General features: G+C 63.9%; 18 protein-coding genes. 8 read left to right on the forward strand and 10 right to left on the reverse strand.

All coding sequences use genetic code 11. The features are described 5' to 3' along the window. Window positions 1-107: 107 nt before the first annotated feature. From bioB to AC1DLO_RS18595, 6 genes are all read left to right on the forward strand, one after another. Window positions 108-1,136: a biotin synthase BioB gene (bioB, locus tag AC1DLO_RS18570; RefSeq protein ID WP_476891673.1), complete on the forward strand. Its 1,029-nt coding sequence runs from the start codon at window positions 108-110 to the stop codon at window positions 1,134-1,136. Window positions 1,137-1,276: 140 nt separating this feature from the next. Further along, window positions 1,277-1,384 (forward strand): biotin synthase auxiliary protein BsaP, encoded by a 108-nt coding sequence (bsaP, locus tag AC1DLO_RS18575; RefSeq protein ID WP_476914566.1) that lies wholly within the window; start codon window positions 1,277-1,279, stop codon window positions 1,382-1,384. Further along, window positions 1,381-2,691, forward strand: a complete 1,311-nt coding sequence (locus tag AC1DLO_RS18580) for an adenosylmethionine--8-amino-7-oxononanoate transaminase (RefSeq protein WP_476891671.1) — start codon at window positions 1,381-1,383, stop codon at window positions 2,689-2,691. The genes bsaP and AC1DLO_RS18580 overlap by 4 nt, the downstream gene beginning before the upstream one ends. A gap of 8 nt (window positions 2,692-2,699) precedes the next feature. Further along, window positions 2,700-3,878: an 8-amino-7-oxononanoate synthase gene (locus AC1DLO_RS18585; RefSeq protein WP_476891699.1), complete on the forward strand. Its 1,179-nt coding sequence runs from the start codon at window positions 2,700-2,702 to the stop codon at window positions 3,876-3,878. Next, on the forward strand, window positions 3,875-4,555 hold the full coding sequence (gene bioD / locus AC1DLO_RS18590; RefSeq protein ID WP_476891670.1) for a dethiobiotin synthase: 681 nt from the start codon (window positions 3,875-3,877) through the stop codon (window positions 4,553-4,555). Before AC1DLO_RS18585 ends, bioD begins: the two co-directional genes overlap by 4 nt. Continuing rightward, window positions 4,552-5,697: a cytochrome P450 gene (locus AC1DLO_RS18595; RefSeq protein ID WP_476891669.1), complete on the forward strand. Its 1,146-nt coding sequence runs from the start codon at window positions 4,552-4,554 to the stop codon at window positions 5,695-5,697. Before bioD ends, AC1DLO_RS18595 begins: the two co-directional genes overlap by 4 nt. Here AC1DLO_RS18595 and AC1DLO_RS18600 read toward each other — a convergent pair. The 3 genes from AC1DLO_RS18600 to AC1DLO_RS18610 form a co-directional block, all read right to left on the reverse strand. Then, on the reverse strand, window positions 5,681-5,938 hold the full coding sequence (locus AC1DLO_RS18600) for a hypothetical protein (protein WP_221451319.1): 258 nt from the start codon (window positions 5,936-5,938) through the stop codon (window positions 5,681-5,683). The two genes, AC1DLO_RS18595 and AC1DLO_RS18600, sit on opposite strands and share 17 nt — an antisense overlap. A 2-nt stretch (window positions 5,939-5,940) precedes the next feature. After that, complete coding sequence (locus tag AC1DLO_RS18605; protein WP_476891668.1) at window positions 5,941-7,065, reverse strand: glycosyltransferase family 2 protein; 1,125 nt, start codon at window positions 7,063-7,065, stop codon at window positions 5,941-5,943. Between the two features lie 347 nt (window positions 7,066-7,412). Then, on the reverse strand, window positions 7,413-8,159 hold the full coding sequence (locus AC1DLO_RS18610) for a response regulator transcription factor (RefSeq protein ID WP_476891667.1): 747 nt from the start codon (window positions 8,157-8,159) through the stop codon (window positions 7,413-7,415). Window positions 8,160-8,257: 98 nt separating this feature from the next. Between AC1DLO_RS18610 and AC1DLO_RS18615 the strand changes: the two genes are divergently transcribed. Next, entirely contained in the window at window positions 8,258-9,925 is a 1,668-nt protein-coding gene (locus tag AC1DLO_RS18615) for a sensor histidine kinase (RefSeq protein WP_476891666.1), read from the forward strand. A 262-nt stretch (window positions 9,926-10,187) separates the two neighbouring features. Continuing rightward, complete coding sequence (locus AC1DLO_RS18620) at window positions 10,188-10,655, forward strand: very short patch repair endonuclease (RefSeq protein WP_476891665.1); 468 nt, start codon at window positions 10,188-10,190, stop codon at window positions 10,653-10,655. On the opposite strand, the gene AC1DLO_RS18625 is transcribed toward AC1DLO_RS18620, so the two are convergent. The 7 genes from AC1DLO_RS18625 to AC1DLO_RS18655 all read right to left on the reverse strand — a co-directional run bounded on the left by AC1DLO_RS18625 (window position 10,597) and on the right by AC1DLO_RS18655 (window position 21,158). Next, window positions 10,597-10,845, reverse strand: coding sequence for a PLDc N-terminal domain-containing protein (locus AC1DLO_RS18625; RefSeq protein ID WP_476914560.1), 249 nt, complete (start codon window positions 10,843-10,845; stop codon window positions 10,597-10,599). The genes AC1DLO_RS18620 and AC1DLO_RS18625 overlap by 59 nt on opposite strands. A gap of 124 nt (window positions 10,846-10,969) precedes the next feature. After that, a complete protein-coding gene (locus tag AC1DLO_RS18630) occupies window positions 10,970-12,160 on the reverse strand; it encodes a 5-methylcytosine restriction system specificity protein McrC (protein ID WP_476891664.1) in 1,191 nt (396 codons plus the stop codon). A 91-nt stretch (window positions 12,161-12,251) separates the two neighbouring features. Then, a complete protein-coding gene (locus AC1DLO_RS18635; protein ID WP_476891663.1) occupies window positions 12,252-14,483 on the reverse strand; it encodes an McrB family protein in 2,232 nt (743 codons plus the stop codon). Between the two features lie 145 nt (window positions 14,484-14,628). After that, window positions 14,629-16,590: a DUF5107 domain-containing protein gene (locus AC1DLO_RS18640; protein ID WP_476891662.1), complete on the reverse strand. Its 1,962-nt coding sequence runs from the start codon at window positions 16,588-16,590 to the stop codon at window positions 14,629-14,631. Continuing rightward, entirely contained in the window at window positions 16,590-19,712 is a 3,123-nt protein-coding gene (locus AC1DLO_RS18645) for a glycoside hydrolase domain-containing protein (protein ID WP_476891661.1), read from the reverse strand. Before AC1DLO_RS18645 ends, AC1DLO_RS18640 begins: the two co-directional genes overlap by 1 nt. A gap of 184 nt (window positions 19,713-19,896) precedes the next feature. After that, entirely contained in the window at window positions 19,897-20,637 is a 741-nt protein-coding gene (locus AC1DLO_RS18650; RefSeq protein WP_476891660.1) for a copper homeostasis protein CutC, read from the reverse strand. 104 nt (window positions 20,638-20,741) lie between these two features. Continuing rightward, complete coding sequence (locus AC1DLO_RS18655; protein WP_476891659.1) at window positions 20,742-21,158, reverse strand: acyl-CoA thioesterase; 417 nt, start codon at window positions 21,156-21,158, stop codon at window positions 20,742-20,744. Window positions 21,159-21,168 lie beyond the last annotated feature (10 nt).

Here is a 21,168-nt window from a genome sequence, read left to right on the forward strand (position 1 = left end):
GATTGCGGCTCCGGGTTTGTGGACGTCCAACAAAATCAGGATCCCACAGGCCCATTACCGTCTTGAAGGAACGCACCATCCCCTGCAAGTAGCGGCCGAGGAGCACCATGACCACCCAGCCAAACCCAAGGCGTACGTCCACCTATCCGATTCTGGAAACAGCCCGCGAGCAAGTCCTCGCGAACGGCGAAGGCCTCACAGAATCCCAGTTGCTCGAGATCCTGGAGCTCCCTGACGAGGCCATTCCCGAAGCCCTGCAGCTTGCCCACGAAGTCCGCCTGGAGCACTGCGGCGAAGACGTCGAGGTGGAAGGCATCATCTCCATCAAGACCGGAGGATGCCCGGAAGACTGCCACTTCTGCAGCCAATCGGGCCTGTTTGATAGCCCGGTCCGCGGCGTCTGGCTCGACATCCCCGAGCTCGTGAAGGCCGCCAAGGAAACCGCGGCAACCGGGGCGACGGAGTTCTGCATCGTCGCGGCTGTCCGTGGCCCGGACATCAAGCTGATGAACCAGATCAAGTTCGCGATCGACCGCATCAACGCGGAAGTGGACATCAACATCGCCTGTTCCTTGGGCATGCTCACCCAGCGCCAGGTGGACCAGCTCGCCGAATGGGGCGTCCACCGCTACAACCACAACCTCGAAACAGCGCGCAGCTACTTCCCCGAGGTCGTCACCACCCACAGCTACGAGGAACGCCTCGAAACCTGCAACATGGTCAAGGCCGCCGGTATGGAACTTTGCTGCGGCGCCTTGATCGGCATGGGCGAAACCACCGCCCAACGGGCCGAGCTCGCCAGCCAGCTCGCGGCCCTCGAACCCCATGAAGTTCCGCTGAATTTCCTCAATCCGCGCCCGGGAACACCTCTCGAAAACCAGGGAATCATGGACGGCAAGGACGCCCTCCGTGCGATCGCGGCGTTCCGCCTCGCCATGCCACGGACCGTCCTGCGCTACGCCGGCGGGCGGGAATTGACCCTGGGCGATCTCGGCACCCGCGAAGGCCTCATGGGCGGCATCAACGCCGTGATCGTCGGCAACTACCTCACCACTCTCGGTCGTCCGGCCGACGCGGACCTCAACCTCCTCGTGGAGCTGAACATGCCCATCAAGGAACTCCAGAAGTCGCTGTGAGCATGACTGAGACGGCAAGCTTCTGCGGGCACTGCGGCGAGCCCGCCGCGGAACGCGAGCCCGCCGCACAAGGCGACCCGGTAACGGTAGGTGAGCGCCCGACGTCAGACGCTCACCAGAGCTGTCGGCAGCGCCTCGCGATGGAGCCTCCCCGCTATTGCGCCGCGTGCCGGCGGCGCATGAAAGTCCAGGTCACGCCGCTCGGCTGGACCGCCGAGTGCTCGCGTCACGGACGGCTCACGCCATGAGCGTCATCCAGCGAGACCGCGCAAGCCTTTGGCATCCGTACGCTCCGGCGTCGGGGACGCTGCCGTTGTGGGAAGTCGAAGACGCCGACGGCGTGATGCTGCGGCTACGTGACGAAGCCGGCGGCGGGCATGAGGTGCTCGATGCCATGTCTTCGTGGTGGTCCGTCATCCACGGTTACCGGAACCCCGTCCTCGACGCCGCGGCGAAGCGCCAACTAGACACATTCAGCCATGTGATGTTCGGCGGCCTCACGCACGAACCAGCTGTGCAATTGGCTGAACGGCTCGTGGCCATGGCTCCTTTCGCCGCAGATCGTCCACGGTTGGAGCGGGTTTTCCTTGCGGATTCGGGGTCGGTGTCCGTGGAGGTGGCGCTCAAGCTGGCGGTCCAGTTCCAGACCGCATCGGGGTTCCCCAAGCGGCAACGTTTCCTCAGCATCCGCGGCGGTTACCACGGCGACACCTTCGCGGCGATGGGGGTCTGCGACCCCGTGGAGGGCATGCATTCGGCGTTCCCCGGCCTGCTCGCTGCCAATGTGTTCGCCGCGAGGCCACCCGCAGTGGGCTCACCGCCGGAGGAGATCGCGGAGTGGCAGGCCCAGGTTGAAGGCCTCGCAGCGGAACACGCCGATGAACTGGCGGCGATCATCGTAGAGCCCGTGCTTCAGGGCGCCGGCGGCATGTTCATCTACGCCGCCGAATGCCTGCGCATCCTCCGCGACATCGCCGATCGGCACGGGATCCTCCTGATCCTCGACGAGATCGCCACGGGTTTCGGCCGCACGGGAGAGCTGTTCGCCGCGGAACATGTGGGCGTGGTTCCGGACATCATGTGCGTCGGCAAGGCGCTCACCGGCGGCTACCTTACGCTGGCGGCAACGCTGTGCACGGGCGACGTGGCGGCCCGGGTTTCGGGCGGCAGCGCGGGCGCCTTGCTGCACGGCCCCACGTTCATGGGCAATCCGCTCGCGTGTGCCGTGGCCAATGCGAGCCTGGGAATTCTCGACGGCGGCGCGTGGCGCACCGATGTGGCCCGGATCGGCACGGGCCTGGCCGCTGGTCTCGAAGCCGCTCATGCGCTCGACGCCGTCAAAGAGGTCCGCACGATCGGCGCCGTGGGCGTCATCGAGCTGAACACGGAAGTGGACGTCGCCGACGTGACGAGTGCCGCCGTCGGGCACGGGGTCTGGGTGCGGCCATTCCGGAACCTTGTCTACGCGATGCCGCCATATGTCAGCACCGCGGAAGAGGTCCGGCGGATGGCCGACGGCATGGTTGCGGCTGTCGCCGAGGTGTACGGCCCATGAGCACGTCCATGACCGCATGGTTGGAACAACAGGCTGCGGTCCGCGAGCGCCGGGGCTTGGTCCGGACTCCTGTGACGCGAGGTGCGGCAGACACCTCCGTAGATCTGGCGAGCAACGACTATCTTGGCCTCGCGACGGACCCGAGGCTGGCAGAGGCTGCCCGGGAAGCGATCGGTCGTTGGGGAACCGGTGCCACCTCCTCGCGACTGGTTGCCGGAACCACGGCGTTGCACCTGGAACTCGAAAACGAGCTTGCGAAGCTGACAGCCATGGAATCCGCGTTAGTCTTCTCGTCCGGGTACTTGGCCAATCTGGGGGTTACTACGGCCCTCGGCGGCCCTGGAACACTCATCGTGGCCGACGAACATTGCCATGCTTCGCTGATTGACGGTTTTCGCCTGAGCCGTTCGAGGGTGGAAACGGTCCCCCACCACGATCTAGCCGCCACCGAGCACCACCTGCGCAAGCGCACGGAACCTCGAGCCCTGATCGCCGTCGAATCCATCTATAGCGTCTTCGGCGATGCCGCGCCACTCCCCCAGTTGCTGGCCCTCGCCGAAGAACACGACGCCACGCTCCTCGTGGACGAGGCTCACAGCCTCGGCGTCGCGGGACAGGGCGCGTTTCAAGGGTTCGGCGCGGTAGCGGGAACGGATCTCTCAGGCCACCCCAACGTGGTGCTCACGGCAACCCTTTCCAAAGCGCTCGGCAGCCAGGGTGGTGCGGTCCTTGGCAGCGCATTGCTCCGCGAACACCTCGTCAACAGGGCACGCAGCTTCATCTTCGACACCGGGCTCGCACCGTCGTCGGCCGCGGCTGCGCTGGCCGCCGTCGGGATCATCCGCACGGAACCCTGGCGGGCTGCCGCAGTGCACCGGAACGCCGCCTTCCTCACGGCCGGACTGGCGCCCGCGGTCGAGGCGCCAGCGCTACAAAGGCGGGGCACCGCCGTTGAGCACGTTCAGCCAGCCGGCGCCGTGCAATCGATACCCATGCCGTCGGCCGCTGCCGCACTTGCGGCAAGCCAGGCCGCGCACCGGGCGGGTGTCTGGGTCGGCTGCTTCCGGCCGCCGTCAGTCCCCGACGGCGTCTCGCGCCTCCGGCTGACGGCCCGCGCCACCCTGACACCTCACGACATTGACTACGCGTGCGCAACGTTGCGCAGCATCCTGGAGGAAACTCAGTGAAACTACCCAAAATTGTGCTGGTCACCGGAACGGACACCGGCGTCGGCAAGACGGTCACGACGGCGGCATTTGCCTCTGCGCTGCAAGCTGAGGGCTGCTCGGTGGCCGTGTACAAGCCGTGCCAGAGCGGCGCTGCATCAGGTGACTCCGACTGCGCGGAAATCATTCGGCTGGCCGGGCACCTGACTGTTGAGGCCGGCGTCGTGCTTCAAGAGCCCCTCGCGCCGGTGCCCGCAGCCGCGTTGGACGGAGTCAAGCTGCCGCCGCTGGCGGCACATGCCAGACTCGTCCGCGAACTCGCCAGCACCCATGACCATGTCCTCGTGGAGGGCTCCGGCGGTCTCCTCGTGGAGCTAGATCACGACGGCGGCACGCTGGCAGATCTGGGCAGGCACCTTGGTCGGGACGCGACTTTTGTGGTGGTTGCGCGTCCCGCATTGGGAACCTTGAACCACACAGCACTGACGCTCGAGGCCTTGGATCGCAGGGAACTGGCCGTCCTGGGTGTGGTCCTGGGAACGTGGCCGGATGAACCGGGCGTCCTGGAACACGGCAACCGGGCAACCCTGGGCTCGCTGCAGCCGCTTCTCGGGGTGTTGCCCGAGCGTGCCGCCGACCTTCCATCAGTGACGTTCAGGGCGGCGAGCACACACTGGTTGAGCGGAGTCTGGTCATGAACGCCACTTCTGCCAGCGCCCGGACATGTCCCTATCTGGTGCTGCGCGAGCCGGCGGCGGTGCGGGAGGTCCTGCATCGGCCGGAGGACTTCAGCCCGGCGAATGCCCTGATCGCCGTGACGCCGCTGTCCGGACCTTCGTTGCGCGTGCTGCAGCGTGCCCGCTTCGCCTTGCCGCCGGTGCTGGCCAGCAACGATACCTCTTCCCATGCGGGCATCCGCAAGGTGGTGGCGGGGTTCTTCACCCCGGCAACAGTGGGGGCTTTCGAGCCGCGGATTCGCGAGATCGCGCAGGATGCTGGTGCCTCGGCGGTCGGGCTGCTGGAGACGACTGGGCGGGTGGATCTGGTGCAAGTCGTGGCCGCCTACCCGCCGGCAATCGTGATGTTGGAGCTTTTAGGTCTTCCGGTGCGCGATCTTCCTGAGTTGAAAGCCTGGAGCCTGGACTCCTTGGAGCTTTTCTGGGGTTGGCCGGATCCCGAGCGTCAACTGGAACTGGCCCACAGCGCCGCCGAGTTCTATGGCTGGCTGCGCGAGCTTGTCTTTGAGGCCGTGGCATCTTCCGGACGGAACCTCTTCAAGTCGTTGGCGGAGCACGGTCTCAGCACTCCCGAGATCTGTTCCTTGGGCTACTTCCTGCTCATCGCGGGGCAGGAAACCACCACCCAACTCATCAGCACGGCGTTGTTCCGGCTCGCCGAGGGATCAGCGGGCATTTCTTGGGATGACGCCGCGTCCGGCTCCACGGCCCGGGACCTCATCCGCCACGTCCTCGCCACCGAGTCTTCAGTCCCCACCTGGCGCCGGATTGCCACCCAGGACACCATGCTCGACGGCGAGCGCATCCCCGCAGGCGCCGAAATCCTGCTGGAGCTCACGGGGAACCACGCGCTGTCGGAGCAGGGTTCGACAGCCCGCGGGCTCGGCCCAACGGCCTCCGGGCTCGGTCCAACGGCCTACGGTCTGGCCTTCGGCTCAGGGATTCACCGCTGCCTCGGTGCGAAACTCGCGGAACTGGAGGCCGCCGTCGTCGTGCAGGAAACCGCGGCAGCGCTACAAGGCGTTCGCTTGGCGGACCCGGAACCCGAATGGATCCGCTTGTTGTCCTTCCAGGCGCCGCGGACGGTCAGCGTCGAGTTCTGACGAAATCCGTGGCTTCGTTCACAGCCGGAGCGTCCGGGTGGATGCTCCTAGTCTCCGATCGCTGGTTCCGGGTGCGGATCCAGTCGCCCGGGTGCACCTTCGGCAAGATTTTTGCGATGGCCAACGCGCCATACATCAAGGTATTGATCGCAACGAAAGTCGCCAAAATGGCGAACCACTCGGAATGGAGGATTTCCTCGGGAAAAAGGATTCCGGCGGGAAGGGAAGTGGAAATAGCCATGGTTACGCCGCCTTCGAAAATTCGCCCGCCGGCGAATGGTTGAGGTGTTTCCACTTGGCTTGCCGGCCTAGGGAGATGTCGATGATTCCCTTGACATAAACCACGTTGAGGAACATATCGAAGAACAACTCCGGAAATAAGGTGACGGCCAAAAGACGTGCCCGCCAACCACCCTTCCACACTGTGACAACCCGCTCGATCGAGAAGACGGTCCCGAGTCCCAGCCAGAACGGGAACCAAACCCAGCTATCCAGCGACAACACCATCAAGAGGATCAGAAGAAGGTAAGCGCTAAGGGCAATGACCCCATACCCGATGCCGAATTGCTGCGCCCAGTAGCGAAGTGTCTGCGGCGTGGCGCCATAAGCGCCGAGGTTTTCCAAGGCCCCCCGCTGCCAACGTAGTCGCTGTGCCCACAGCATACGGAAATTCGGCATCAATTCGGTGACCACCGTGCACTGCATGGGGGAAATCATGAGGCCGCCGAGGGACTTCAAGGAAATCGTCAGCTCATTGTCCTCGGTCAGCGACGCAGTGTCATAAACGTCGCCGTGAATTCCCGGGATCGACTCACCACGGCTTTGCGCAACAGTGCGCAATGCGCGGGGGCGGAAGATCGAAGCCGTGCCCGTCAATACAAAAACACGGCCGCGCCTGCGTCCGATTTCACGGGAGTACCGTATGTATTCGTTGCGTTGGAACTGGCCGACAATTCCATGTCCTTCTTCCCCATAGAAAAGACCTCCAACAGCCATCAATGCCCTGTCATTGCTCATGCGCGAAACCGCGGCCTCCAGGAATCCATCGTCGAGCCTGGTATCAGCATCCATCACCATGACGACGTCGTTGTCCCCCTGGTCCGGGAGCAGCCACTTCAGCGTTTGGTTAAGGGCGCCGGCCTTCTTCTTCGTGTTGTTCACGGATTCAAAGACCTCAACCCCGGCCTCACGGGCGAGGGCGACAGTTGCGTCCGTGCAGTTGTCGGCAACGACGATCACGCGTTCCGGACGATGCGATTGGGACAAAAGGGAAGCAATAGTGAGCGGCAGCGAAGCTTCTTCGTTGTGCGCCGGGATCAAGACCGTCACCGTTACCGGGCCGGCGTACACGCCGCGGGTTTCCGCCATGACAATCTTTGGAGCCAGCGGTGTCTGCGGATTCGCGGAGCGACGTGATCTGTTGGCGATGCGCCGCTCCAATAAAGCCACGCCAGCGGAAAGCAGAAGCGCAAAAGCGATAGCCACGAGAATCACTCGCGGTTCCGGCGCCACCGAATCGTAAAGAACCCTCCAAACCCCAATAACGATGCCCTCGGCCCGCGACCCCGCCGCTGAATTTCCCGTTGAGGCTACAGCCAACCACAAAAGGGCCGCCGCACCGCTAACGGCTACCGCGATAACAATGCCGACCAGACGCTGAAATATTCCTCGACCCACCGGCGAATGTTATCAGTCGCCCGCCATATGAAGAACTTTTACGGTTTTCCCGGAGCCAGACGATAGCCCACCCCGCGTACTGTTTGGAGCCAGCGCGGATTCTGTGGGTCGTCACCGAGTTTGCGGCGAAGATTTCCGATATGTACTTCCACGGACCGTTCGTCGGCATCGCTCGTGTAAATCCCGACGTCGTAGGGTTCATTCCGGAGGCGACGTACAAGGTCCGCTTTACTCAAAACAGTCCGGCCTGCTTCAAGGAATGAGTGCAAAAGGTCGAACTCCGTCGGGGTTAAGCTGACGTCTTCGCCGTCGATGGAAACGGTCCGGGTCGCGTAACTGAATTCGAGACCGTTGTGCCGAAAAGTTCGGGATGACAGCGCCTCATCCGGGTGGACTGCCGTTGCCAAAACTCCCGAGCGCGGGCGGCGCATCATGGCCGCCACCCGGGCACGAAGCTCCCGGGGGCGGAAAGGCTTGGTCAAGTAGTCATCAGCACCGGATTCCAAGCCCAGAAGGGTGTCCAACTCTTCGGCCTTGGCCGTCAGCATGACGATATATGCGTCGGAAAATTCCCGGACCTGGCGTGCCACTTCGAAGCCGTCGATATCCGGCAGGCCCAAGTCCAGGGTGATGACATGGGGCTGTAACTCACGCGCCGCCTGGATACCGGCCGTCCCGTTCGTAGCCACATGAACCTCGAAGCCGGCTTGGCCCAAGACAACGCGGACCAGTTCTCGGATGTCGTGGTCGTCTTCTACGACAAGTCCAACCCGCAGTTCAGTCATCCCAGCCCTCTCAGCCCTGCTACGGATGGAAGTATATCGGGCGACCGGTATCCTTCAGGCATGCGACGTGACCTCGAGCAGATGCGAATTTCAGCGCCATGAAACGTCCATTTGAATGGGACGCCAAGAGCGGCCGGGTGATGTTCTTTCAGCACGCCTTCCATGAGTATTCGCTCACGGACCGTGTTGCCCTCAGTCAGTTGCCCCTCACTGTGACGGTGTGCCTCACGGCGGCCCTTGTTGCCCTGCATTTCCCAGCAACCCTGGGCAATCCATTCTTCGTCGTCTTCCTGGCGACCCAAGCTGCTGCCTGGGTCCTCTGCCACGCGGTTCCGTGGGACAAACTCCCTTTTCCCACCTTCCTCGCGATCCCGCTCCTGGATATGGTGTCCATCAGTTTGGGGCGTGAAGGCGGCCAGGACAGCCCCATCGGAATCAGCCTGCTGACCGTGTTTCCCGTTATCTGGCTCTGCGCCTCGGGGTTGTTCCGGCGCTCTGCCATGGTTATTTCATTCCTAGGGCCGCTCGCCATGATCTGGGTACCGCAATTCCTGCATGGAACGTACACGCCGCAAGATCTGATGCGCGGTTTGCTGCTGCCCATCATGATGCTCGGCATCGGGGTGTCCATTAGCGTCATGACCCAGAGCATGGTCCTGCAGCAAAAGAACCTCGAGGAAAGAGACGCCGCGCTGCACCGGGCCCTGGCGGATAGCCAACAGAAGGAGCGTTTGCTCAACACAGTTCTAGAAACTGTTCATCTTGGGGTCGTTGCCATCGACGCTGACGGCCGCGAAATGATGATGAACCGCAAACAGCGGAAAAACCACGTGCTTGGAACGCCTGGAGGCACAGGCGGCCACGGTGAATCGCAGCTTTTGGTTTTCGACGCGGACCGCACCACCCCCACGGCGACGGATCGCAGGCCGATACGCCGTGCTGCCCTGGGACAGGAGTTCACCGATTACCTCATCTGGGTCGGGACGGGCAGTGAACAGCGCGCTTTCACCACCAGTGCACGCTCCATGAAGGACGACGACGGCAACTACTCGGGTTCAGTGATCGTTTTCAGCGATGTCACGGTCCTGATGCACGCTTTAGCCGCGAAGGACGATTTCGTGTCGAACGTGTCGCATGAGTTCCGTACCCCGCTGACGTCCATCACCGGGTACGTGGAGCTTGTCCTGGAGGATGCCGAGGACTTGCCGCTGTGGGTAGTACAGCAACTCGAGATTGTCCAGCGAAACGCCGAGCGGCTCCTCTCCCTGGTCTCGGACCTGTTGGCTGTCCGCTCGGGACACATGATCGTTCTGCCCCACGCGGTGGACCTGTCCGAACTGGTTAAGACGAGTGTTGCCTCCGCCGAGCCAAAAGCCAACGACGGCGGCGTGCGGCTTCATGTCGACGCCCCCGAACGCTTGGAGGCACATGTCGACGCTAACCGTATTTCCCAAGTCCTGGACAACCTCATTTCCAATGCCATCAAATACTCCCCAGACGGCGGCGACGTACACGTCACGTTGTTGCAGGAGGAAAACGCAGTAGTGTGCCACGTCAAAGACACCGGTATGGGCATGGACAAGCAGGACCAGGCGGATGCCTTCACCCGGTACTTCAGGGCCGAAAACGTTCGCAATACGGCCATTCACGGCGTCGGTTTGGGACTTTCCATCTGCAAGTCAATCGTCGACGCCCACGGCGGGACCATCGGGCTGCAGAGTGTGCCCGGCGAAGGAACAACGTTCACGTTCCGCGTTCCGACCTGACCCCAGCCGCCCCCGCTCACGTATGAGGCACGTCCGGCAAACGCTCGCTCACGCTTGGCGGGTTTCGGGCCGACCCGCGCTCACGTATGAGGCACTTCCGGCACACGCTCCTGCAGACGAATAAGTGCCCGAGCGTCCGTCAAAAACCCAACATAAGTGCCCGAGCATCCGTCAAAAACCCAACATAAGTGCCCGAGCGTCCGTCAAAAACCCAATATAAGTGAGCGAGCATCGCTGGGGAGGGCCTGCGTAGACTGAGCGTATGGGCGAGAGCCGTGATCTGCTGACGCCTGAGCAACGCAGCCTGAACATGTCCAAGATCCGAGGCAAGAACACCAAGCCCGAGCTCTTGGTCCGTCGGCTCCTGCATGCCAAGGGGTACCGCTACCGGCTCCACGGGCGAACCGCGGGCGGGAAGTTGCCCGGCAGTCCGGATCTCGTATTTGCAGGCCGGCACAAGGTGATTTTCGTCAACGGATGCTTCTGGCACTTCCACGATTGCAGGGCTGGCCAGCACGCGCCAACGGCCAACGCGGACTTCTGGGAAGCAAAGCGGAACCGCACCCGGGAGCGCGACGGCGCGCAACGGGAACTGCTGAGAGCCTCAGGTTGGGAGGTTCTCACCGTGTGGGAATGCGAACTGCGGGACCGTTCGGCTTTGGAGAATCAGCTCATGCAGTTCCTCGACGGCGGCCGAACAGGAAATAGCTCAGCGGCCCAAAGAAGTTGATGAAACACGCTGCCCGCCACAGGGCTTTATTCCCCCGGATTCGAGCCGCGGGGGTCTTGGAGATGCTGCGTTGTGCCGCAACCAGTAGCGCCAATTGCCCTGCGCCCACCACGACCACGCCGGCTCGTTGCCCGGGGGTCATGTCTTTCCAGGATTTCTTCTTCCTGCCGTGCATATTCTTGCCGCGCATGATGCCTCCATCTGCAAATGACTGCCCTCTCAGGCTAGACCGACAGGCGCCTTGACGGAACAGGTCCCCACCACCTCCCTCACCTCGCTGCGCTCGGCCAGGGAACCGGGGCGGCGGAGGCCGGTCAGAGACGCGCCTGCCGGACCACTTCTCCCCAAGACTGCTGGGCCAGGTCCGTGACAGAGGCAAGGATCTCCGCCGGTGGCCGCGACAAGTCAAGCGGATACTCCACAATGTCGATGTCCGTGTTGAGGATCCTCCGCAGCTTCATCTCGCCCTTGCCCGCGTAGACCAGCCATGCAGTGGGCACCTGCAGGGCAGTGCAGTAAGCCAGCATTTGGTAGTGGTCCGCGTTGAGCGAAGCCCCGGAATCCGTGGCGGCCTTGTATTTGGAGCCGTACGCCACCACGGGCCTGCCACCCAGGAAATGCACGGCGTCCGGGCGCACCGTGAGCCGGTCCGAATCGCGCACGGCCTCGTTGAGGGTGGCACCATATTGAAGCCGCATTTCGCCTGGATGTGCGCGCATGGCCTGGCGCAGTGCCACGCCCACGAATTCCTCAAACACAGTGGACATGTCCACGACGAACGAGGCTGTCTGCTGCTTCCCCTCACCCGCTTCTGCCGAGGCATTCCGCAGGATCAACTCGGCCAAACGGAGCACAGGATGGTAGCGGAGATTCATCCGGTTGGCCTGCCACTTCGGGAGCGGCGCCCCGGACTGCAGCCGCGTGACGGCGTCGAGCTTTCCCTTAAGCTGCCTCAAGCGGCTGAGGACGTTCTGCCGTACGCCGGGCACCTTGCCCATCCGCTCAAGCGCGGCACGCAGAATACGGTTTTCGGCAATGTCCTCGGTGAATTCATCGTAGGAAACTTCCAGCGGAACCAGCATCCCGGGGCGGCGTGAGATCTGGTCCGAGATCCGGATTCGGCCTTTGACCGTCCGGAGGGACTCGTCCACGGTCAGGTATCCCTGCAACGGCCCACGGCTGAGGGCCCGCTCCGCCAGTTGGGCGAGGGATTCGGCGAGCGCGCTCCACAAGTCCTGATGTTCGACGGCGGCCACCGCGTCATCGCGGAAGCCTTGGTCCCCGGCGTAGCTGAGCAGGAACAGGAGCCGGCTCAAGCCGAGGCGGTCCTTGGGCCGGACCTCGAACTGGACGGTCGGCGTCCGCACGGAACCGACCTTGCCCACGGGCTCGATCCGGTAGAGGCCCATCCCCATGGGTGAGGCCTTCGCGAGCCCGCTGGAGTTGAGCAGCGCGGCGGTGTCCGGATCAAGCTTGTCCACGATGCCGCCGGAGAGCTCGTCCATGACGATGTGCCGAACAGCCGGGACCTTTGTGGAACCGCGGGCGGCGGGCCGTCCGATACCCGGTGCGCGGGCGGGCCTCGGTGGAGCTGCCTTAGCGGGCCGCAAGTCGACCCAACAACTGGTCCAGGCCGAAGCGCTCCTCCAGCTGTGCCCGGTTCAACTGACCGTGGTAGTGCTCCTCCAAGAGCGGCATGAGCTCGTACTTCCAGATCCGGCGCAGCCCGGCGGGGTTCTGGGCCGCGTTCTTCATGAAATAGGAGGGTCCGATCATCAGGTCCCGGTCCCAGTCGTCAATGGAGTCGTTCAAGGCATCAAGCAGGTCCGCGTTGAGGGTATCCAGGCCGCGGGCAGCGAGGAAGCGACGAAGCGAGCCGCGGATCGGTTCCACCTTCGGGTGCAATTCGACGAAAGCGAAACGGCGGCGGATGGCCGCATCCATCATGGCGATGGAGCGGTCTGCCGTGTTCATGGTGCCGATGATGTAAAGGTTGTCCGGCAGGCTGAACGGCTCGTTGGGGCTGTACTGGAGATAGATGCGGTCGTCGCGGTATTCCAGGAGGAAGTAAAGCTCACCGAACACCTTGGCCAGGTTCGCCCGGTTCATTTCGTCGATGATGAGGAAGTACGGCTTGTTGGAATTCCCGGGCTTCGCAGCCTCTTCCGCCAGGCGCCGCAGCGGTCCGGCCACGAGCTTGAACGAAACCTGGCCGTCGTCCGTCTTGTCCGGCCGGTAGCCCTCGAAGAAGTCCTCGTACGCGTATGACGGGTGGAACTGCACCAGCTTCACGCGTTCGTCGGTGCTATCCCCCGCGAGCTCGGCAGCCAAGTGCTTGGCGAGGTAGGTCTTGCCTGTCCCCGGCGGCCCATAGAGCACCAGTTGGCGGTTCTCCTCCAGTAGCTCGGCGATCTCCTTGAGCGGCTCGAGTTCCATGTGCAAGGAGGCTGCGAATTCGTCCGTGAGGGGGCGGAACCCTTCCAAGACGGGCTCGACGACGGTGTCCGGGGCGGCGGTGTCCTCGCCGTCGGATTCGGCTTCGGCGGGCAGGAGCGACTGCAGCGACTGGATGACCTTGGTGACGTCCACGACAATCCCCGGCGTGGAGAGCTGGCGTTGGACGTGCCGTGGGGCCTCGGCGATGGGGTGGGTCTCGTCGAACCAGCGCACTTTGCGGCGCAGCCGGCGGTTGTCTCCGTTGTGTTCAGGTTCTCCCAGGACCACGCCGATCCTGACGGCTCCGGAGCTCTGGAACAGGGCGAGATCGCCCGGCTTCATCACGGTCAGGAACGCGAAGACCGCGGTCTTGGTATCTTCACGCTCCACATAGCCGAGGTGTTTGTAATCTTCGTCCACGGCATGCTGGACCACACCGGCTGTGACGCCGGGGTTGAGTTCGCGGAGGTGTTCGACGTCGAGGGTTGACTTTTCTTCGTCCTGCCACGCGGCGAGGAGCTCGGCGGAGTCTTGGTGCGTGCGCAGCAGCCATGCACGGCGGCCGGGATCTCCCACTTTGCGCCATTGGCTGACGAGCTGCCGATCGTACCAATCGATGCGCTGGCCGGCCTGTTCGTCCAGGTGCAGCCGGATCCGGTGGACGTCCGCGGTGATGTCGTTTTCGGTTTCGCCGTGGGCGCCGCCTACGAGAGAAGCGAATGCGTCCCGGATTTCGCGCCGCTCCACATCAGCCACCACGGGCTCGAAGTAGCTGGGCCATGCCAGGTATTCGATGCTTCGCCGGATGGCTGGCTGGTCCTCGGGTGTTGCCGCGGCGAGTTCGTGGAATTTCAATGGGTCTTTGAGGGCTTTGGTGATGCTCGCGTTGGACTGGCCGTCCACGTGGGCCACGAAACGGCATAGCCAGGTGAGGTGGTCCCAGATGGTCCAGTTGAACTCTGCGGTCCGGTCACGGATGACGCCGTGATCCGTCATGCCTTGGTACAGCTCCTTGGGCAGCTCGAGTTCGGGATCGAGCCAAGACGCAGCCTCGGCAACGCGGGCACGCTTCACCTTGAGCGACTTGACCTCATGGGCCAGTGGCAGGGATTGGAGGAAGAGGAGCTCCACGGCGAGCAACTTGGCTTCCCGCGATGCCCCCTCCAGGTTTTGGCGCAGGTTGGTCATCATGGGCGCTTTGGAGTCCGCGACGCCACGCTCCAAGCGCTCCAGGAGCTCGGCGGCGGCGTCCACGGTCCAGGTGCGGGTACCGGAGTCGAGCGCAGAAGCCTTGCCTTGCAGCCCCGGCCCCAGCACGAACCACGCCGCATCTTCGATCTCCTTGGAGATACCGGGGGCACGGGTCAGCGGGGTTTTGGTGGAGGGAGTCACCCTGCCAACTTACATGGTTTGGCAGGGTGACGGCATCAGGAAAGCTGGCGTCCCCGCCTCATGCGCCCCACCTCATGTCTTCTGCCACATGTGTCTCGTCTCTTGCCTTCTGCCGCACGCGTGCCGCGCCGGTGCACTCAGCAAATCAGTGCATTCCGAACCGATAGCTGGCAGGCACGGGCTCGCCTGGGCACACTTCCTGCCAGAGGTCCGCGATCCCGTCCTCTCCTTCGCGGATGTCCGGTATCTCGACGCCGTCCCGCAACATCCCCGCTGCTTCCTGGCCCCTGCCGACGCCCGCAAGGGCGAGTGCCGTCAAGAAACGAACGCGTCCGACGTCGGACATTCCGGCAGGTGCCTCGCTCGCCAACGCGAGTGCTTGGGCGGGGTTTCCGTGCCGGATGTTGAGGGTCATGGCTTCGCTGAGCAGGGGGATGCTGCTCAGCTCCAGCCGGCTTGCGGCGGCCAGTTCAGCCAAGCCTTCGTCAATATTGTTGGTGGCGAGCAGCGCAATGGCCCGGCCCCGGTGGGCGAGGACTGTGGAACGAGGCGAAAGCGAGGCGGTTCCGAGGGCGTCACCATACCCGGTGATCGCGCCGGCTAGGTCTTGGCGGGCGTGCTTCATGGTGGCCAGGTGGAACTGGGCTTCTGCTCCCCCATCCTTCGCGAGGAGTTCTTCCCAATCGGTTCCAGCCACGAAACTCTTGGCGCCAAGGAATCTCGCTCCATCCAACAGGCTGTGCCAAGGACCTGTTTCCTCGATGGCCTCCGGGGTTGCATCATCGGCGAAGGGTGTACCGATTTCGTCCAGCCACCCGCGGCCTGAGCGTCGCCGTCGGGCACTTTCCAAAGCACCCCAGGCGCTGCCGCGCACCAGCATCTCGTCCGGAGGCAGCCCGTAGTTCCGCGTGGTTTCGGCGAGCGCGTCTTCAAGCTCAGCGTCCGGGACAAGGTCTTCAAGCCGGGCGCTGGCGTGGGCCACAGCCCCATCCCAATCCTGTCCATGGGAGGTTCCGGGATCCAGTTTGGCGTTGCCGTAGGCCTCTACCCAGCTCCACTCGGCGCCGGCAGGCATAACGAGGTGCTCGAACTGGGTTTGCGCCAGCCCTGCCTGGATCTCCGCGTACGGGCCGGCTCCGGGGCTGAGCCATTCCTGCCAGCGCTTCCCGCCGTCGCCCTGGCCCCAGACGAACAGCTTCTTCCCCCGCAGGAGGCTTGTGGACAGCATGGCCAGGCCGTCGCCGTCGCGGTCCACCGCGGCTATCCAATGCCGGTGTCCCGGCTGGATGTCGAAGAAGAAGTCCGCCGCGTGCGGGCTGTTGACGAGCCACGTGGCATCCGTTCCTTGGTGCTCCGTGGGCCGGACGCGGGCGATGTCCGTGGTGTAGTCACTGCCGAAGGCCTCGGAGGCGGGCGCAATCACCCGTGTTTCCGGGGTCTCCGGAACGGCGGCGTTGCTCCACCAGTACATGGGGACGTCGTGGTCATGGGGGTTGCGGATCCGGACCGCGGTGAGGAGAACATCCGAGTCCTCCGGAAGCCACATGTCCACCTGGAAAACCACTTCCCGGAGGCGTTCGAACTCCCACATCCGCAGCACGTCGTGCCCCTCGGGCGTTTTGACGATGGCGGTGTGCAAAGGGTCGCACGTGGTGGGCGAGTGCCCGCGGGTGCCAATGTTCCATTCGAGGCCGCCGGCGAACCAGGCTTTGCGGAGCGCGATGTTGGCGAACTGCAGGGTTCCGTGGGTGTGAAGAAGCTGTTTACCCGAGGCTTTGTCGAAGAGCTCCCAGAGCCTGCCGCCCAAGGTCGGGAGGACAACTGCCCGCAGCTTGCTGTTTTCGAGCACGACGGCGGGCACCTCGTGGGCGGTCCGCTCACGCGAGTAGCCGTCCTGCATCAGGTACGGGAACATGTTCGGCACTTGCCCATAGCGGGCCGCGGCCTGCAGGTCCTCCGGGACGCCGTCGCCGATCCTGTAGGGCTGGTCCAGTTCTGCCATGACCACCGGCAGCGGGCTGTTGGGACCCAACTCCGCCATGTTCAGCGTGACGGTGGAGAAGCCCAGGGTGCTTGCCTTGTCCGTCTTCTCGGTATTTTCGAACATCAGTGTTTTCCAATCGTCAACAGAAGCCCGCGCTTCGGCTCAAGGGTGATGGGCTGGCCGGACCCGTAGCTCGCAGCCGTTTGAAATCCTTCGATGGGCTGCACCGTCACCGGGCTCGCGGCGAGGCCCGCAGCCCCATCAGCCGACAGCGCTGAGGCCGCTCCGCCGTCGAACACCAATGACACGTCCACCGGTTCAGCCGCCCACGACGCGAGGGCCACTACCGCTGAGCCATCCGACGTCAGCCAGGTGGTCGTCAAAACCTCCGGGTTGCTGCTCCGGATCGGGGCGTCGCTGGCCCAATGGCCGATCATGGTGGCTTCTTCCAGGCCGTTGTCCGCCCAGAATCGCCACAACGGCCGGTTGTCGACGGCGGGTGCCCGGCCTGTCATGGCGAACACCATGCCGCGCCAGGGATTGCCGCCACCTTCCAACATCTCCCCCATCAGGCCAAAGGGAATCCCGGAAAGCTCCACGAGCCAGTATTCGGGAGAGGTATTTTCGTAGTCGAAGTACTCCCCGAACCACAGCCTGTCCACATAGGGCATGTGCTCCATGTACAGGTTCGCCGAAGAAACGAACCCGTCCCGAGCGGTGAACTGATTGGCCGAATGCAGGTCGATGTCCGGTCCCGATGTTTCCCCGCAATTGCGCTCCAAGACTTTGCGGACGCGGAGCATGGTGTGGCGGTCGTAGGCGATGTCATCGAGGTAGATGCCGTCTATGCCGGTGCGACGGACCAGCTCGGCCAGGCTTTTCACGTAGAAGTTCTCCCAACGCGATTCCCCGCTGGTGACCACCGCGATGTCATCCACGTCGGGGGCGAACCACGCGGACACGTAGCCGCTGCCAACGTGTTCCTGCAACCAGATGTGGCCGAGGCCCGGTCCGTCGCTGAACACTTCGTGTCCCAGGGAGAGCAACGGCAGCAGCTCGGGGCTATGGAAGGTCAGTTCCCGGACGGTGTTGTAGACCTTGGCCTTGAGGCCGCTCCGGTGAGCTTCCTCGACGTAGTTGGCCAATCTTCCGGCCGTAAGAAGGGGATCGTTGATGTACGGGGCCGGTGCCGTGGCGTGATGGACATTGACCATGGTGGCGCCAGACGCAGCGATGGCCTCCGGCTCGGCAGGTGCGTGGAAGAAGCGATTGGCCAAATGCTTGGCAGGGGTAATGGGCTTGAAAGGAGTGAGCAAGAGCCGGAAGTCGAAGTCCAGCATCTGCCCCGCGGCCAAGCTGCGGCTGCCGCTGAAGGCAGAGAGGGTGACTGTTTCGCCCGCAGTCCGCAGCGCCACACCACCCTGCACCGAGGCGCCTTGCCGGTTGGCCCACGACGCCGGTTCCACCAGCGGCTTCTCTCGGTAAAAGTTGGTGTTGAGTGGCCGTTCATAATTGCCGTCGCGCAGGGCAAGTTGCAGGCCTGCGTTTACGCTGCCCAGCCAGAGGGAGTCCTGGTTGTGATCTGCCACGTCCCAGGTCCAATCAAGGATTTCGGGTCGGCGGCCGCCGGGAACGCCGAGCCCCATGGCGAGCGGAACAATGGCCTCGTGGAAGTCGAGCCGCAAGCCGGCGTCGTCCACCTCTAGCGGTTGCCCGGCGGTGAGGCGCAGCGAAAAGGTACACGCGCCGTCGGCCTCCAAGGTGCCGCGCAGCTCTGCTGAGAGCCCGACGTCGGCCGGTTCGCCGGCCGTCCATCGGGAGCGCCACGACACTTGGGCGGGGCCGTCGACCGTGAATTCCAGGGGCGAGTAGCTCCATCGCAACGGCCCTTTCCCGCCAGCGGGGTCGGCAAGGGTGATGTCGAAATGGAAAGGCGCGGCGAGCAGTTCGACGGCGGGGCCATCACACGCGGTGACCGCAGGAGTGAAGGTCGAGGTCAGCTGGGCCGGGAGGCCGGACTCCGCAAGCTGCACCTGGCGGCCGAGGATGCTGAGCGTGCGGCCCGGTTCGTCAAGAAGCACAGACGTGAACGGGGCGACGAGTTCGCGATCCTGGGCTGCCGCCGAATCCAGCCAAGCAAGGCGGCGAAGGTACTCAGGCCTTCCAAAGCCGCCTTCGAGAATGTCCGGATCGGCGTCGTCGAGCGTCAGGACGTCCAAAGAGATAACCACGGTATTGGCCGCGCCGCCATCCGCCGTCACGGTGATGCTTGCCGTGAAAGTGGTGCCGGCGGCGTCGAACGGGATGGGCAGGACGGTGTACAGGGCCTGCACGCTGCCGCGCGGAACGGTCAACGTGCGGGACATGGGCTTCCCCAAACGGTCCGTGCCACCGGTGTTGAGGCAATGTCCAGCCGTGGGCGGATGCACTTCCACCGTGACACCCGCGAGGTCCCGAAAGGCGTAGAGACCCAGCTGAACAATGTAGTCCTCGCCGGGCTGCGCAGTGTCGTTGAATTCCGTGCATGGACCATCGATGGCCCAGTGCGCCGGGAGGGCGTCCCGCATGGAGATAGGGGTGAGCCGGTTTTCCGGGAAGAGCAGGAAGGGATCCGCAGGGTGCCGTTCGTGCAACGTGGCCACTTCGTCCGCGGTGGCGGTGAAATTCATGGGAACGAAGGAATCCCGGGCACTTGCGGCCTCATAGCGGATCACCCGCGCGTTCCGGATCTGTTGTGATGGCTCGCCATCTAGCGCTTTCAGACGCCAGGCGGACTGCTCGACGGCGGCGGCCCACTGCGGTTCCGCGGACGGCCTTCGAGGCAGGTACTGAGCCTGGGGGTAGTGGGGCTTTCCAAGCATCGCGTACGGAAGGTAGTAGAAGTAGTAGTCGCCGGGTCCATCCACTGGTTCGAAGACGATCTGGCCGGACTCCCGCTCAGCGCGCTCCACCACCACATTGCGGACCCGGCGACTGCTCTCCGCAGAGACCACCACGATGTCCACGCCCGCTGGTTCAGCGTCCTGGCGCCGCCAAGGCAGGATCACCCGGCTCGCGGCAACTCCCGCGGTAGGGGGTGCCCCATGCGCGCGCTCGCTTCCCCCGTCGACGAGCTCGGCCTCCCCGTCCACCCGCACGACGAAGCGGTGGTTGCCATAGAGCAGCTTGTCCCACGCTCCTGTGCCACACTCCACCTCCGGATGGCCCGAACGTTCCGAGCGGACAGCAGTATGGCCGGATTGCATCTTTATGACTCCTGAGTGGCATTTTCAATCGGAATATTGCAACTATCCTTGACCCCACAGGGCGTCATGTAAAGGGTCATTGCGAAGCGCAATCGGAGTCATAGCGGCCAGAGCGTTCAGAATTGCCCAGGGGCATGCTGGTGCGGTTCCTCCCGCACCTATTCAGCGGTGTGTTCAGCGGATCTCATCCGACAGCTGCGCGGGCCGCCTTCACCACATCGCGGGCGGTGACCATGTATGCGGTCGGGTCTAACGGATCCGGCGTCTCGACGGAATTGTCCCGACTCTTACGGGTGGAAACCGTGGACTTGGCTGACAAGTGGACCGCGCTCAGTCCTGCGGCGTGCAGAGCCGGAATATCGTCTAGGGCGAGTCCACCGCCTGCCATGACCTCAAGCCGCCCGGCTGCCCGCTGGGCCATGCGTCCAAGAGTGGCAAGTCCCGCTCCCACGGTAGGGGCGCCCCCGGAAGTGAGCACTCGGGTGAATCCTAGTTCCACGAGCTGCTCGACGGCGGCCGCAGGGTCCGGTGTCTGATCGATGGCCCGGTGGAATGTCAGCTGGGCTTTGGGGTTGGTCACCCGGGCCGCGTCCGCGAGCCTCCGCGTGGCTTGGACGTCGATGTCGCCGATGGCGGTCAGAACCCCGACCACTACCCCGTCCGCTCCTTGCGTGAGCAGGAATCGGATCTCGCGGGCCATTGTGTCCAGTTCGGCAGCCGAGTACAGGAAATCGCCTGGACGGCTGCGGACGAGCGGGTGTATCTCCAGCCTTCCCGCTACAGCTTCCTGCGCCGCATCCATGAGGCCTTGGCTTGGGGTCAGTCCGCCAAGTTCCAAGGCGCTGCAGAGTTCAATCCGGTCCGCGCCTTCTTCAGCCGCAACGGTGGCACCTTGGACACCGACGGCGACGATCTCGAGTTTCATGGGGAAACTCTACGTCTACCCCGGCGCCGAGACCGCGGGTGTGGACCGTGGGCTGCGTTCCGGAACGCAGCCCACGGTCCATACCCACGCATTCGAGAACGCAGCTAGGCCCGGTAGGGTTCCAACTGCCGCTTTTGCTCCGGCGTGAGCCTGCGGACCCGGCCGGTGGACTCATCCACAAAGGCAAGGTGCGTGCTGGCTTTGACGCAGTCCTCGCCGGTCACGGGATCCTTGATGACGTAGTGGAGGTCAAAGCTGGCGCCCTTCACGGCACCCACCCAGATCTCAACAACTGCTGGTATGTTCCGGTACTCCAAGGTGCGGACGTACCGGACCTTGTGCTCCACCACAAGGGTCATGACCCCATCCTCAACATTGTTGAAAACGGAGACCGGCGGTTCAACGCCAGGCAAACCGGCACCGCGGGGCGGACCGAAGGCCGCGATACGGGCTTCCTCCAACATCCGGACAATCTGGACGTTGTTGATATGCCCGTAGGCGTCCATATCGCCCCAACGCATTGGGACCTGG

The organism is Arthrobacter sp. 01T419 (assembly GCF_056398865.1).